Raw genomic sequence first — 15,358 nt, 5'->3', positions numbered from 1 at the left:
AAGGGGTGTTTATGCATAATCATACTCAATCGTATGGTCGCACGAATCGCGAGAGCTTTTCGCGTATTCCACAGGTTTTGGATTTTCCAAATCTGTTGGCGATTCAGAAGAACAGTTTCGAATGGTTTATGAAAGAAGGCTTGCGCGAGGTCTTGGAAGACATTTCGCCCATCCGCGATTATGCGGGCAAGCTCGTGTTGGATTTTGTTGATTACTATTTTGATGAAGAGCCGGAATATTCTGTAGAAGAGTGCAAAGAGCGCGATGTCAACTATGCGCGCAAGCTGAAAGTGAAAGTGCGTCTGATCAAGATTGATGAAGGCGAGATTTTGGATGTCAAGGAACAGGAAGTGTTCCTTGGCGATATTCCGATGATGACGCAATCCGGCACTTTCATTATTAACGGCGCAGAGCGCGTAATTGTTTCCCAGCTCATTCGTTCTCCGGGCGTTTACTACGCGAAAGATTTTGATAAATCCGGAAATGTGATGGTATCCTCCACGGTGATTCCGAATCGCGGCGCCTGGCTGGAATACGACAACGATGCGCATGGCGTTGTGAACATCCGCATCGACCGCACGCGCAAATTGCCGGCCACGACGCTCATTCGTGCGCTTCTTTTTGAAACCGACGAGGAGATGCGCGAAGTGCTGGGAGATAGCGAAGCACTGCGCCTCACGCTGGAAAAGGAAATTTCCCGCACACGCGAAGATGCCCTGATTGAGATTTACCGCAAGTTGAAGCCGGGCGATTTAGCCTCGGTCGAATCCGCCGAGCCGTTGATCCATAATTTATTCTTTGATCCCCGCCGCTACGATCTGGCCAAGGTGGGGCGTTACACCTTTAATAAGAAACTGACCGTAGCAAATCGCATCGTCGGCCATGTATTGGCAGCGGATGCTATCAGCGAAGACGGCGAAATCATCGGCTCCAAAGGACAGGCGGTTGATGAAGATTTGGCACGGGAGATCGAGTATGCCGGAATCAACATCGTTGATATTTATGCCGATGCCGAACAGGAAGAAACCGTGCGCGTGGTGGGCAACCACTTTACCGACCATCAGGCTTTTGAAGAGCAGTTAAAAGGCGTGGATTTTCCGGCACTGGGCTTTAGCGAAAAGCTGTATTGGCCTGCCATGCAGGAGGTGCTTGCCGAATTCGAAGCGCATCCCGAGGAATACGACACCGTCGAGAAGAAGTCGGCGTATCTTAAAAAACAACGTCAAGAAATCAGCCCGCGTCATATCACGATCGCGGATATTCTGGCGACCTTCAGTTATCAGCTCAATCTGTACAGCGGTGTAGGCAATGTGGACGACATCGATCACCTGGGCAACCGTCGCGTTCGCTGCGTCGGAGAATTGCTGCAGAACCAGTTCCGCATCGGTCTTTCCCGCATGGAGCGTGTGGTCAAAGAGCGCATGACAACCGGAGATCCCGATCTGGCAACGCCGCAGAGCTTGCTGAACGTGCGTCCGGTTACGGCAGCCATCAAAGAATTCTTCGGTTCGTCACAGCTTTCGCAGTTTATGGACCAAACCAACCCCATGTCCGAATTGACCCATAAACGCCGTTTGTCGGCGCTCGGACCGGGCGGCCTTTCCCGTGATCGTGCCGGCGCGGAAGTGCGCGACGTGCATGATTCCCATTATGGTCGTATTTGCCCGATTGAGACGCCGGAAGGTCCGAACATCGGGCTCATTACGTCGCTTACGACATATGGACGTATCAACGAATACGGCTTTATCGAAACGCCGTATCGCAAGGTTGAACGCGGAACAGGCCGCGTGACCGATGAAATCGCCTATTTGACCGCGGATCAGGAAGACCATTACATCAAGGCACAGGCCAACGAGCCCTTGGATGAAAACGGCTATTTTATCAATGAGCGCGTTTCCGGCCGTGGTATCAATGCTGTCAACGATATTTATCCGCGTGAAATTGTACAGTTCATGGACGTCTCGCCGCAGCAGATTGTTTCTGTCGGCGCGGCCATGATTCCCTTCCTCGAAAATGATGACGCGACGCGCGCCCTCATGGGAACGAACATGCAGCGCCAGGCGGTGCCGCTGATCAAGACGGAAGCGCCTATGATCGGCACGGGCATCGAGCATAAGGCGGCACTGGACAGCGGCGTGGTCATTACGGCTACCGAATCCGGAACGGTTACCAAGGTAGATGCCGATCACATCGTCATTCGCGGTAAAGAATCCGGTGAAGAGAAGAGCTACAAAGTGTTCAAGTTCCGCCGCGCCAACCAGGGAACCTGCTTTAACCAGCGTCCCATTGTAAAAGAAGGAGACCTGGTCGAAAAGGGTGAAATTATTGCTGACGGCCCGTCCACGGATGAAGGGGAAATCGCATTAGGCAAGAATATTCTCATCGCGTTCATGACCTGGGAAGGATACAACTACGAAGACGCCATGCTCATCAATGAAGAGCTCGTGATCAATGATACGCTGACATCGGTCCATATCGAAGAACATAGCTGTGAAGCGCGTGAAACCAAGCTGGGTCCGGAAGACATCACGCGAGACATCCCGAATGTCGGCGAAGATATGCGTCGCAATTTGGATGAAGACGGCATTGTTCGCATCGGTGCCGAGGTGGTGGCCGGCGATATTCTGGTCGGTAAGGTCACACCCAAGGGTGAAACGGAACTGTCTCCGGAAGAGCGCCTGTTGCGTGCCATCTTCGGCGAGAAAGCGCGCGAAGTGCGCGATGCTTCGCTCAAGGTACCGCATGGGGAAAGCGGCATCGTCGTGGATGTGAAAAAATATTCCCGTGCGAACGGGGATGACCTGGCACCCGGCCTTAACGAAGTGGTGCGCGTCTATATCGCAACCAAGCGCAAGATCATGGTCGGCGATAAGATGTGCGGACGTCACGGCAACAAGGGCGTTGTTTCCCGCATCTTGCCGGTAGAAGATATGCCGTTCCTGCCGGACGGCACGCCGATTCAAATCTGTTTGAATCCGCTGGGTATTCCGTCCCGTATGAACCTGGGTCAGGTGCTCGAAGTACATCTCGGTTTGGCATCTAAGAAATTGGGCTGGAAAGTCGCGACGCCGGTTTTTGACGGCGCATCCGATAAAGATATCGAAGAAGCGCTGACCAAGGCGGGCTATCCGATCAACGGCAAGCTGCAGCTTCGTGATGGCCGTACCGGCGAACCGTTTAACAACCAAGTGACGGTCGGCTATATGTACATTCTCAAGCTGCATCACATGGTCGAAGAAAAAATTCATGCCCGTTCCACCGGCCCGTATTCGCTGGTTACACAACAGCCGCTTGGCGGTAAAGCGCAGTTCGGCGGACAGCGTTTCGGGGAAATGGAAGTTTGGGCGTTGGAAGCGTACGGTGCCTCCCATACATTACAGGAAATGCTGACGGTGAAGTCGGATGATGTCACCGGCCGCGTGCGCACCTACGAAGCCATTGTTAAGGGCGAAAACATCCCGACACCGGGCATTCCGGAGAGCTTTAAGGTGTTAATTAAGGAATTGCAGTCGTTGGCGTTGGATATCAAGTTGCTGGATGATGCGGGCGAAGAGGTAACGCTTCTCAACGACATTAACGACGTCACCCGCTTCTCTCAAATTGATGATTTGGATGAACGCCAAAATGAAGAAGCGCCGCGCTCCTTCCTGCATCGTGCGGATGACGATGATCTGCCAACGTCCGACGATGAAGAATACGAGTTGGATGAAGAGGATGTCGAGGAAGATGAGGACGCTTTCAATGCGCTCGGATTTTCCATTCAGGACGCCGATGAGGATGAGGAATAGAGGAGGCCATCAACATGAAACAAACCAATGCATTTGATGCAATTAAAATTCAGATCGCCTCTCCCGAGAAGATTCGTTCCTGGTCGCATGGAGAGGTCAAAAAGCCGGAAACGATCAATTATCGTACGTTGAAACCGGAAAAAGACGGCCTGTTCTGTGAAAAGATTTTCGGACCGACGAAGGACTGGGAATGTAACTGCGGAAAATATAAGCGCATCCGTTTCAAAGGCGTAATCTGTGAAAAATGCGGTGTGGAAGTCACAAAATCCAAGGTACGCCGTGAGCGCATGGGTCATATTGAGCTTGCCACGCCGGTTTCACACATCTGGTATTTCAAGGGGATTCCTTCCCGCATGGGTCTGCTTCTCGACATGAGCCCGAAGGCACTGGAGTTGGTGCTGTATTTTGCTAACTATGTCGTTTTGGATCCGGGCGAAGCCGAGGGCGACCTGTATAAAAAACAGCTGCTCAGCGAAGATGAATACAATCGCTATTACGAGCAGTACGGCGACGGCTTTGTCGCCAAGATGGGCGCCGAGGCGATACAGCAATTGTTGCGAGAGGTCGATCTGGAAGAGGAACAGCGTCAGTTGACTCTCGAATTGGAAGAGGCCACCGGACAGAAACGTGTACGGTCTCTGCGTCGTCTGGAGGTCGTCGAGGCATTTCTGCGCTCCGGCAATCGTCCGGAATGGATGTGCCTGACGGTACTTCCTGTTATGCCGCCGGATCTGCGCCCGATGGTGCAGCTGGAAGGCGGACGCTTTGCGACTTCCGATCTCAATGATCTCTATCGTCGCGTCATCAACCGCAATAACCGCTTAAAACGTCTGTTGGACATCGGTGCGCCGAGCATCATCGTGCGCAATGAAAAGCGCATGCTGCAAGAGGCGGTGGATGCCTTAATCGACAATGGTCGCCGCGGCAAAGCGGTCACCGGTGCATCCAATCGTCCTTTGAAGAGTCTCTCCGATCTGTTAAAGGGGAAAACCGGTCGCTTCCGTCAGAACCTTCTCGGCAAGCGCGTGGACTATTCCGGCCGTTCCGTTATCGTTGTCGGCCCGAATTTGAAGTTCTATCAGTGCGGCGTGCCGAAAGACATGGCGCTGGAATTGTTCAAGCCCTTCGTCATGCGAGAACTGGTGGCACAGGAGCTGGCCCACAATATTAAGAATGCCAAAAAGATGGTCGAGCGCAAGGATGAGAACGTGTGGGGACCGTTGGAAAAGGTCATCAAAGATCATCCGGTGCTTTTAAACCGCGCCCCGACCCTGCACCGTTTGGGCATCCAGGCTTTTGAACCGGTATTAGTCGAAGGCAAGGCCATCAAGCTGCATCCGCTGGCTTGCACCGCCTACAATGCCGACTTCGACGGCGACCAGATGGCGATTCACGTGCCGCTGTCTTCCGAGGCACAGACCGAAGCTCGCCTGCTCATGATGTCGACGAACAACATTTTGGCGCCTAAAGACGGTAAGCCGATTACTACGCCGACGCAGGATATGGTGTTGGGCTCTTATTATTTGACGGCCGAACCGAGCAGCAAAGAGCCTGTCGCCTATTATGAAGATCTCGATGAGATGAATAAGGCACTGGCGAATCACTATGTCACGCTGCATTCGCCGGTGGCGGTCAAGTGCCGCCTGAATGCGGAGGATCATGGAAAAGCTGTGGTATCCACGGTTGGTCGCTTCATCTTCAATGAAGGGATTCCGCAGGATCTGGGCTACGTCAATCGCAAGGAAGATCCCTACGGTCTCGAAATTGATATGCTGGTCGACAAAAAGATGTTGACCGATATTCTCGATCGCTGCTATCGCAAGCACGGAAACATTCGCACGTCTCGCCTTTTGGACTATATCAAGTCCACCGGCTATCGCTATTCCACTATTGGTGCCTTGACGGTATCCATGAACGACGTGCATATTCCGGAAGAGAAGAAGGACATCCTCGATCAGGCGGTAAAGGACGTGGAAAGCTATGACCGCATGGCACGCCGCGGTTTGATTTCCGAAAACGAACGCTACGAATTTGTTATCAATACCTGGACAAAGGCCACGGACGATGTCGAAAAAGCCATCACGAAAACGCTGGATCCGCAAAACTCCATCGCCATCATGGCGAACTCCGGCGCCCGCGGTTCCATGAAGCAGATTCGCCAGCTGGCAGGCATGCGCGGGTTGATGCAGACGGCCACCGGTAAAACCATTGAAATTCCGGTTCGCGCCAACTTCCGCGAGGGGCTTTCCGTGCAAGAGTTCTTTATCTCCACGCACGGCTCGCGCAAGGGCCTTTCCGATACCGCGTTGCGTACGGCGGACTCCGGCTATTTGACGCGTCGTCTCGTCGATGTATCCCAGGATGTCATCGTCACGGAAGAGGATTGCGGAACAGACCGCTTCATTACCGTTTCGGACATTCGCGAAGGCAATGAGAAGATTGAATCGCTTAAGAACCGGATTGTCGGCCGCACGAGCTTTGAAGATGTTCTGCATCCGACTACGGGCGAATTGCTGGTACGACACAACGAAGTGATTACCGAAACCATCGCGGATGCGCTGGTGGATGCCGGCATTCAGGAAGTTAAGGTGCGTTCGGTATTGCAGTGCAATGCTGTACACGGGGTCTGCGCTAAGTGCTATGGCCGCAACCTGGCTACAGGCAAGACGGTCGACATCGGGGAAGCGGTCGGTATCATCGCCGCACAGTCCATCGGTGAGCCGGGTACGCAGCTGACGATGCGTACCTTCCACTCGGGCGGCATTGCCGGTACCGGAATTACCCAAGGTCTTCCGCGTGTGGAGGAGCTTTTCGAAGCGCGTAAGCCGAAGGGACTTGCGACCATCACCAAAAACGGCGGTACTGTCTCAATTCAGGACAACAAGAAGCGTCAGGATGTCGTGGTTACCTCAGAGGACGGACATCAGGAAACCTATGCCATTCCGTTCGGCACGACCATTGTGGTGCATGACGGCGACGTCATCGAGAAGGGTGCTCGTCTCACGGAAGGCTCTCTGAATCCGCATGATATTCTGGAAATTCTCGGCGTGAAGGCGGTGCAGGACTATATTACTCGTGAAGTCCAAAAGGTGTACCGTATTCAGGGTGTTGACATTGATGACCGCCACATCGAGATCATCATTAAACAGATGCTCCAGCGCGTGCGCGTGACCGATTCCGGCGATTCCCATTTCTTACCGGGACAAATGGTGAACCAGCGTCTCGTTGCCATTGAAAATGAGAAGCTGGAAGCGCAGGGCAAGACACCGGCCTCCTTCGAATATCAGATTTTGGGCATCACGAAGGCCTCCATCGCGTCGGATTCGTTCCTCAGTGCCGCTTCTTTCCAGGAAACGACGCGTGTGCTCACCGATGCCTCCATCAAGGGCAAGGTCGATGATCTGCGCGGCCTCAAGGAAAACATCATCATCGGTCAGCTCATTCCTGCCGGTACAGGCATGAAATCCTACCGCCAGAGCGGCATCACCTATGACGGTATGGAAGAAGATTTGGATCGCATCGCCGGCTTAAAAGCGCATAAAAACGACTTTCTTGCCGACGACGAACCGGTTTCGATTGATGATGAGGATGAGGGAGAAGACATCGACACGTTGCGTCGCGGCGCCACAGACGCGCGGGAAGACGATGTCGACGTTGCCGGCACGACGGATGAAGCCGAGACCGACACAGTAACGGAATAAGAGAATCAATAGCTATCTGCGGAAGAAAATGCGAGAGAAAGCCTTGCATTTTCTTCCGTTTTCCGCTATGGTTAGAAAAACGAATGGAGAGGGAGCAAAATGCAAAAGACGATGAACAATCGGAATTTGATGAATAACGCGCAGCAAGCTCTTTCTGCCCAAGCGGCTCTCTCTGTTTTCGCATCGGACTTTACCTACTTTTACTTTACCTATTTTTGTGTGCGGTAACGTCCGAGGAAGAGTGGTCGACGAAAGCGGCTCGGTCTTCGGACGAGCCGCTTTTTTGGTTCGTTGGGGCCGAAAATGCGATTTGTCCGGACCAAAAGGAAATTGGTTCGTCCGCGCCGGGAAATGCGCAAGGATGGCGCAGGAAACGGAAAGGAAAGACAATGAAAAAGCGATTTTGGATGTTCAGCTTTTTGCTGGCGCTGGCGCTTGTTTTTAGCGCATGCGCCAAGACAAACGACAGCCCGGCAACCTCTGCGGATAGCGGAAAGCTAAGCGAGGCGCAGACAACCACGAAAGAGGGGAAAACCTATCACATCGGAATTGTCCAGCTGACGCAACATCCTGCTTTGGACAGCGCGACACGCGGCTTTCAGGAAGAACTGAAAGAGCAATTCGGCGACGCGGTGACCTTTGATGTCAAAAATGCCTCCGGTGAAGTGGCCAATGTTACCACCATCGTCAATGGCTTTGTAGCCTCAAACCCCGACCTGATTTTGGCCAACGCCACCGCTCCGTTGCAAGCAGCGGCATCCGCAACATCGACCATTCCCATTCTGGGTACGTCCGTCACGGATTACGCGACCGCTCTGGAACTGAAGGATTTTAACGGCACCATCGGCACGAACGTCTCCGGCACATCCGATTTGGCGCCGCTGGATGAACAGGCGGAAGTGCTGCACGAATGGTTCCCGAATGCAAAAACGGTGGGCATCATCTATTCGACATCCGAAGCGAACAGCGTCTTCCAGGTGCAGGAGATGACCAAGCGCTTAAGCGCGATGGGATATACGGTAAAGCCCTTTTCCTTCACCGATTCCAACGACTTGCCGGCAGTGGTAACCCAAGCGGTTGCCGAGAGCGATGTGCTCTACGAGCCGACGGATAACGTCGCCAGCTCCAATGCCGAAGCCATTGCCAACATCGTTTTGCCGGCAAAATGTCCGGTGATTACTGGGGAAGCAGAGCCGGCAAGGGTTTTTGGCATAGCGACGGTATCCATCGATTATGAAGAGCTCGGTCGGGCAACCGGAAAAATGGCGGCGGCCATTCTTCGTGGAGAAAAGAAGATTCAGGATATGCCGATAGAATATGCCCCTTCGGCCAAGAAGATGGTCAATCGCAAGAATGCCGAGGCGCTCGGCTTGACCATCCCGGAAGGGTACGAGGAGCTGTCGGAGCCAAAGGCGCAATAGAACATCACATGCGCTGCGTCAACGTCCTTACGGACGTATAAATAAAGGAGAACATCATGAACTATTCCATTTCGGACGAGTATTCTGTGACATCCCGGCGATCTGCTTGGAAAAACGCCCTTTGGCTCATTGCACTGCTTTTCGTCTTTACCGCTTGCGGGACAAAAGCCCCGTCCGACTCTTCCGCGGGTACAGCCGCTTCTTCCGGCGAGAGCGCAAGCAACAAAGATACCTCCGCGGTTTCCGTGAATCCGCAAGGCCCCTGGAAAGTCGGCATTGCCCAATTGGCACAGCACCCCTCACTGGACAAAGCGACGCAGGGCTTTGAGGATGCCCTCAAAAAGGAACTGGGCGACAAGGTGACATTCGATTTGCAGAATGCCTCCGGCGAAACGGCCATGGTTTCGACCATCATCAACGGCTTTGTCGCCCAAAACGTGGATCTCATCCTGGCCAATGCCACGGCACCGCTACAATCCGCAGCTGCCGCAACGGCAACCATTCCGGTACTCGGCACTTCGGTGACGGACTATGCCTCTGCGCTAGAGATTCCCGATTTTCAAGGGACGGTCGGAACCAACGTCTCCGGCACGACGGACCTTGCGCCGTTTGATCAACAAGTGGAAATTTTCAAGGATCTCTTTCCGGGAAAGCACACCGTCGGCATCCTGTATTCCTCTTCAGAGGCGAATAGCGTATTTCAGGTGAAGAACATGACGGAATTGCTTACGCAAGCCGGGTATGACGTGAAGGGCTACTCTTTTACGGATTCCAACGATCTGCAGCCGGTGGTACAAAAAGCTGTCGCGGAAGCAGATATTCTGTACATGCCGACGGATAACGTCGCCGCTTCCAATGCCGAAGCCATTGCAAACATCGTCTTGCCGGCGAAAAAGCCCATGATCGCGGCGGAAGAGCAGTCGGCCAAGGTGCTCGGCGTGGCTTCGATCGCGGTGGATTACTATAAGCTGGGCGAGTTGACCGGAGAGATGGCCGCCAAGGTGCTTCGTGGTGAAGAATCTATCTCGAAGATGCCCATCGCTTCGGCCAAAGAGATCAAGAAGAAAATCAACGAAAGAAACGCAAAGGCGCTGGGTGTCAAGATCCCGCAAGGCTACGAGATCATCGACGGAACAGCGGATTCCTCAAAGTAGGAAGGAAGCGGCCTTGCCGCAGGCGGTCGAGATTTTGGTTCCGTCCGCAGCGTTGGGAAACCAAGGAAAGGGGGACATATTGTCCGTACTTCTAAATGCATTGCCCGGGACCATCAGTCAAGGGCTCATCTGGGCCATTCTGGCCATCGGGGTCTATTTGTCGTTTCGCGTTCTGGATATTCCGGATATGACCGTGGACGGCTCCTTTGCCACCGGCGGCGCCACCATGGTCATGCTCATGCGTGGCGGCTTTTCGCCCTGGCCGGCGCTCGCGTTGGCCTTTCTTGTAGGCTACGTTGCCGGAGCCGTTACCGGCTTTTTGCATACCCGTTGCGGAATTCCGGCCATTTTAGCAGGTATTCTCTCGCAGCTGGCCCTCTATTCGGTCAACCTGCGCATCATGGGCGGGAAGGCCAATCAGCCGCTTGGCGTGGATAAATATGATCTCATCGTCTCCCAGCGCTATGTGCGCGAGCTGTCGCTGCAAAATCCGCTTTTCTTAACGGCCCTTTTCGTTGTCGTCGTCATTGTCGTATTGTATTACTTCTTCGGCACCGAGCGCGGAAGCGCCATTCGTGCCACGGGCTCGAATCCCATCATGGCGCGCGCACAGGGCATCGACACCAAGCGCAACATCATTTTGGGTCTCGCTCTTTCCAACGGTCTGGTTGCCGTTTCGGGCGCTTTGCTGGCCCAATATCAGGGCGCATCCGATATCAATATGGGACGCGGCGCCATCGTCATCGGCCTGGCGGCGCTCATTATCGGTGAAGTACTTTTCGGGCGCATCTTTGTCAATTTCGCGCTGAAAATGCTGGCTGTGGCCATCGGTTCGATCACGTATTACTTGATTTTGCAGATTGTTTTGTTGTTTGGTCTCAACACCAATGACTTGAAGCTGATTTCCGCTGCCATTGTCGCCATTTTCCTGGCCGTTCCCTACTGGCAACGGCAGATGCAGCTGTTTCGACCGCAGCCGGCGGCCTCGTCCGGGGCGGACACGGCGTCCGAGGCGGAAACGGCGTTCGGATCGGAGACTTCGTCTGTAGCAAGCGTCTCGTCCGAGAAGGAAAACTCGTTAACGACAACGGAGAAGGGAGAGCGCGATGCTTGAAATTCAACAGGTATATAAAACCTTTCATCCCGGGACGGTGAACGCGAAGCGCGCCTTAAACGGGATCTCCGTCACCTTGAACGACGGCGATTTTGTCACCGTCATCGGTGGCAACGGTGCAGGAAAATCCACCCTTTTGAACGCCATCGCGGGTTCCTTTCCCATTGATTCCGGTCAGATTCTTTTGGACGGCATAGATATCACGCGTCTTCCGGAAAACAAACGGGCCAGCTTTTTGGGCCGCGTATTTCAGGATCCTATGGTGGGAACGGCTCCCAGCATGCAAATCGAGGAAAATCTCGCCATTGCCGCTCGTCGCGGCAAACGCCGCACCTTGCGCTGGGGCGTTGCCAAGGGAGAGCGGGAACGCTATTACACCTTGCTCAAAGAGATCGGCCTCGGTCTCGAGGATCGCATGGAAACGAAGGTTTCTCTTTTATCCGGCGGTCAGCGCCAGGCGTTGACTCTTTTGATGGCCACTCTGCAAAAGCCGAAGCTGCTTCTTTTGGATGAGCATACGGCGGCGCTTGATCCCAACACAGCGGCCACCGTCCTTAGCATTACGGATCGCATCGTGCGCCGCGACCACCTGACCACGCTCATGATCACGCACAACATGCGCGATGCGTTGCGCATGGGCAATCGCCTGCTCATGCTGGATCGCGGACGCATTCTTTATGATGTCGGTCCGGAAGAAAAGGCGAGATTGACGGTGGATGATTTGCTTGAGAAGTTCCGCGAAGTATCGGCCACGGGTGCGGAGAGCGATACGCTTCTGTTGTCGTAGAGCGGTGTTTTGCGCTGTGCGGGCTTTGGCGTTGCTGGCGGCGTATTGCTGGTGCAGCGTGTGGAAAAAAGGGAGGGATGACATGAAAATGTATTTTTCAAGGATATGCCCGGATTGCCGACAGGCAGAAGAGCTTCTTGAAGAGCGGCGAGTATCGTACGATGCTGTGGACATCACAGCAAACACGACGAGCTTGAAAGAATTTCTCCACCTTCGGGATACGCGAAAGGAATTCAAGCCCATTAAGGAAGAGGGCAAGATCGGCATCCCATGCTTCCTCTTTTCCGACGGATCGATTTTGTTTGATGTCAACGGGTGGGATGCCTCCCGTTTGCAGGCAGATCGAGAAGAAGAGGTGCCCTCCCCGGGGATTTGCGGACCGGACGGGTGCTGAACGTCTTTTCCTTGTGGATCGGATTGCAAAAAAAACGGATTGTCTTCAGGGCAGGAGACAATCCGTTTTCTGGTTATGCGCTACATAGCGTGACAATGGTTTGGAACGTTATTGCTCCTTATCCATCTCATTTATATTCGTATTAACCTTATCCATATCGAGCTTTTCCATATCAACCTTATCCATATCAACCTTATCCATATCAACCTTATCCATATCAAACTTATCCATATCCACCTTCGGAGCTTGTCCGAAGTATTGTGACAGCAGCATCTTGCCGGTTTTTAATTCATACGCGCCGACCGCATATAGGGCGACGATGACCAAATGAACCAGGGATAAAAAGGTGAATTTCATCAGAATGGAAATGGCGGATATGACGAGCATGATGATGCCGAAAATAAATAGCCGGCTGCCCACTTGCGGATTATCCGCATTTTTTCGTCCGGCGAAGCCTGCGTAGAAATAGGCAAGACTGAGCACAATCGCCAGCAGGGAGAGCCAAAATATAGAAAATCCCAATGCGCCTAAAAAGTAGCCGCCTACATCGTTTCCGCGGTTAAGCCAAGAAGCCAGAATGCCGCCGAAGAGGGAGACCAAGAGGGCAAAACCCAGTGAGATAGCCGTCTCAATGATAAGGGCGGTGGATGCATAATACAGAATGTTGTTGCGTGTTGTTTTCATCGTCATTTCCTCCTGATTCATCCATTGAAATTAACCACATAGATTCCATCGTAGCCGATGCGCCTGTATAATCGCTGCGCCGCTGAAGTGCTTTGGCAGAGCGATTTCATTCGGATGATAGGGGAGTGAAGCCTCACCATCATCTTATGGAACTGCTTTTATCATACTCCTGCAGGCGCTAGGGAGCAATGTTGTGTGTGGTTGCCCGAGCTTGAACTCCTGTCTATATTTGCGCGAGTTGCTGTAGAGTGGTTTTTCGCTTTCAGCGATTCCACTCTACAGATGTTCGAACTGGTGTAGCTGGTGTAGAGTGTTTTTTTATTTTCAACGATTCGACTCTACAGGTGTGCGATCGGCTGTAGAGTCATTTTCGACTTTTAGCAATTCCACTCTACAATTTTGTGCGCAGGCGTAGAGTTATTTTCAGTTTTAAACAAATCAACTCTACAAGTTTACGCACAGGCGTAGAGTGTTTTTTCATTTTCAGCAATTTCACTCTACAAGTGCACGTATTAACGTAGAGTGGTTTTCTATTTTTAGCGATTCCACTCTACAGTCATAGGCGCAAGTGTAGAGTGGTTTTTCGTTTTCAGCGATTCCACTCTACAAATTTACGCACAAGCGTAGAGTGGTTTTCTATTTTTAGCGATTCCACTCTACAGGCGTCAATATGGAGCCGGCCTGCGGCCGGCGTTTTTTCAAACCGCGCCGCCAACGGTATTTCCAGCGGCGCACCGCCGAGTTCCCGCACCCTATTGGTGCTCTTGATCACTGCGGCTCATTTCGCCCGTTTGCTTCACGGCCTCCTCACTCACCGCAACACACTTCGCTCACAATTCCTACTTCGCCTCGGCATCCATTGTTTGTCGCACCCAAGCACTTCGACAGCCTGCCACACCCAGCACCCCGACAGCCTTCCGCGCGCCGCATCTTCGACGAGCCGGGATCAGGCTTTTCACGTTCCACTTACCGAGGAGAAGTCGGCGGCGCAAGGAAGACTGTCGGGGCGCATTGCCGATGGCGCACAGAAGGGGATGAAAGCGCATCTTGACGCGGTTTCCAACGACTGATATACTGTCTAAGGTTATTTTCCGAATTTTGCCTTCAAATCGGAAGCAACGGTGCAAAGTGCGCAACGAAGTGGCACGATACGACGCTGCGCGGCGAAAAGCCGCGCTACGAAAAGCAGCGCTACGAAAAGCCGTGCCACGAAAAGCCGTGTTACGAAACACTATGTGGACAGAAGGCAACCATCCCGGCCAATAGCCCACATTCCGAAGAGGAAAATATAAAAAGAAGGAGGAACGGTATGCCGACAATTAATCAACTGATCCGTAAGGGACGTTTTTCGGAACGAAAGAAGACGAATACGCCTGCGTTGGGATTCAACTTCAATACGTTGAAGAACCGCCAGACGCCGGTGGAGTCGCCGCAGAAGCGCGGCGTGTGCACGTCGGTGCGTACAGTCACCCCGAAGAAGCCGAACTCGGCGCTTCGTAAAGTGGCTCGTGTACGTTTAACCAACGGCTATGAAGTCCTTTCTTACATTCCCGGTATCGGTCATAACCTGCAGGAGCACAGCGTTGTGCTGATCCGCGGGGGTCGTGTCAAAGACTTGCCTGGTGTGCGTTATCACATCATCCGCGGCGCATTGGATGCGTCCGGCGTTGAAGGCCGTAAGCAAGCTCGTTCGAAATACGGCGCAAAGAAATCTAGCAAGTAAGTAAACACGAGACGAAAGTGCATACGCGAACCTTCTGGTTTTCTTGTGCACGGCAGCCGTCGATAAGCGGCGGTTGAGTACCATTCATCCCTATGGATGATAAGGAGGGAAGAGAAGTGTCAAGAAAAGGACATATTCCAAAAAGGGAGATCATGCCGGATCCCCGATATAATGACGTGGCCGTATCGAAGTTGATCAACACGGTCATGTTGGACGGCAAAAAAGGACTGGCCCAGCGCATTGTCTATGGCGCCTTTGCATATGCAGAGAAAAAAGTCGGTCAGGAAGCACTCGAAATCTATCGTAAAGCGTTGGCGAACGTCATGCCGGTGCTGGAAGTCAAAGGCCGCCGTATCGGCGGTGCGACGTACCAGGTGCCGATGGAGGTTCGTCCCGACCGTCGTCAGACGCTCGCATTGCGCTGGATCGTCGGTTTTGCCCGCACACGCGGAGAAAAAACCATGGAAGAGCGCTTAGGTAGTGAACTGGTGGATGCATTTAACAATACCGGTGCCAGCGTGCGCCGTAAAGAAGAGATGCACCGCATGGCGGACGCGAATAAGGCATTCGCGCACTTCCGCTATTAATCGCG

11 protein-coding genes are annotated in these 15,358 nt (G+C 53.1%); 9 read left to right on the top strand and 2 right to left on the bottom strand.

Going from position 1 to position 15,358, the window contains the following annotated elements:
- Window positions 1-11 precede the first annotated feature (11 nt).
- The 7 genes from rpoB (at window position 12) to FXY30_RS06400 (ending at window position 12,359) form a co-directional block, all read left to right on the top strand.
- On the top strand, window positions 12-3,788 hold the full coding sequence (gene rpoB, locus FXY30_RS06430) for a DNA-directed RNA polymerase subunit beta (RefSeq protein ID WP_071705833.1): 3,777 nt from the start codon (window positions 12-14) through the stop codon (window positions 3,786-3,788).
- A 14-nt stretch (window positions 3,789-3,802) separates the two neighbouring features.
- A complete protein-coding gene (gene rpoC, locus FXY30_RS06425) occupies window positions 3,803-7,489 on the top strand; it encodes a DNA-directed RNA polymerase subunit beta' (RefSeq protein ID WP_071705832.1) in 3,687 nt (1,228 codons plus the stop codon).
- A 389-nt stretch (window positions 7,490-7,878) separates the two neighbouring features.
- Complete coding sequence (locus tag FXY30_RS06420; protein WP_071705831.1) at window positions 7,879-8,910, top strand: ABC transporter substrate-binding protein; 1,032 nt, start codon at window positions 7,879-7,881, stop codon at window positions 8,908-8,910.
- A 56-nt stretch (window positions 8,911-8,966) separates the two neighbouring features.
- Window positions 8,967-10,064, top strand: a complete 1,098-nt coding sequence (locus FXY30_RS06415; RefSeq protein ID WP_071705830.1) for an ABC transporter substrate-binding protein — start codon at window positions 8,967-8,969, stop codon at window positions 10,062-10,064.
- A 79-nt stretch (window positions 10,065-10,143) separates the two neighbouring features.
- Window positions 10,144-11,178: an ABC transporter permease gene (locus FXY30_RS06410; protein ID WP_197675357.1), complete on the top strand. Its 1,035-nt coding sequence runs from the start codon at window positions 10,144-10,146 to the stop codon at window positions 11,176-11,178.
- A complete protein-coding gene (locus FXY30_RS06405; RefSeq protein WP_071705828.1) occupies window positions 11,171-11,965 on the top strand; it encodes an ABC transporter ATP-binding protein in 795 nt (264 codons plus the stop codon). Before FXY30_RS06410 ends, FXY30_RS06405 begins: the two co-directional genes overlap by 8 nt.
- An 82-nt stretch (window positions 11,966-12,047) precedes the next feature.
- A complete protein-coding gene (locus FXY30_RS06400; RefSeq protein WP_071705827.1) occupies window positions 12,048-12,359 on the top strand; it encodes a glutaredoxin domain-containing protein in 312 nt (103 codons plus the stop codon).
- A gap of 108 nt (window positions 12,360-12,467) precedes the next feature.
- Here the strand turns inward: FXY30_RS06400 and FXY30_RS06395 are convergent, their stop codons facing one another.
- Complete coding sequence (locus FXY30_RS06395) at window positions 12,468-13,043, bottom strand: MntP/YtaF family protein (protein WP_071705826.1); 576 nt, start codon at window positions 13,041-13,043, stop codon at window positions 12,468-12,470.
- 589 nt (window positions 13,044-13,632) lie between these two features.
- A complete protein-coding gene (locus FXY30_RS06390) occupies window positions 13,633-13,815 on the bottom strand; it encodes a hypothetical protein (protein WP_147659389.1) in 183 nt (60 codons plus the stop codon).
- 537 nt (window positions 13,816-14,352) lie between these two features.
- On the opposite strand from FXY30_RS06390, the gene rpsL reads away from it, so the two are divergent.
- Together rpsL and rpsG are read left to right on the top strand one after the other, a co-directional pair.
- Entirely contained in the window at window positions 14,353-14,766 is a 414-nt protein-coding gene (gene rpsL, locus FXY30_RS06385) for a 30S ribosomal protein S12 (RefSeq protein ID WP_066923336.1), read from the top strand.
- A gap of 116 nt (window positions 14,767-14,882) precedes the next feature.
- Window positions 14,883-15,353, top strand: coding sequence for a 30S ribosomal protein S7 (rpsG, locus tag FXY30_RS06380; protein ID WP_071705825.1), 471 nt, complete (start codon window positions 14,883-14,885; stop codon window positions 15,351-15,353).
- The last annotated feature ends 5 nt before the right edge of the window (window positions 15,354-15,358 follow it).

The organism is Murdochiella vaginalis, assembly GCF_902381775.1.
In the GTDB taxonomy this organism is placed as follows: Bacteria; Bacillota; Clostridia; order Tissierellales; family Peptoniphilaceae; genus Murdochiella; species Murdochiella vaginalis.
The sequence above is the reverse complement of the archived record's forward strand: the minus strand, read 5'-3'. Positions and strand labels throughout refer to the sequence as shown.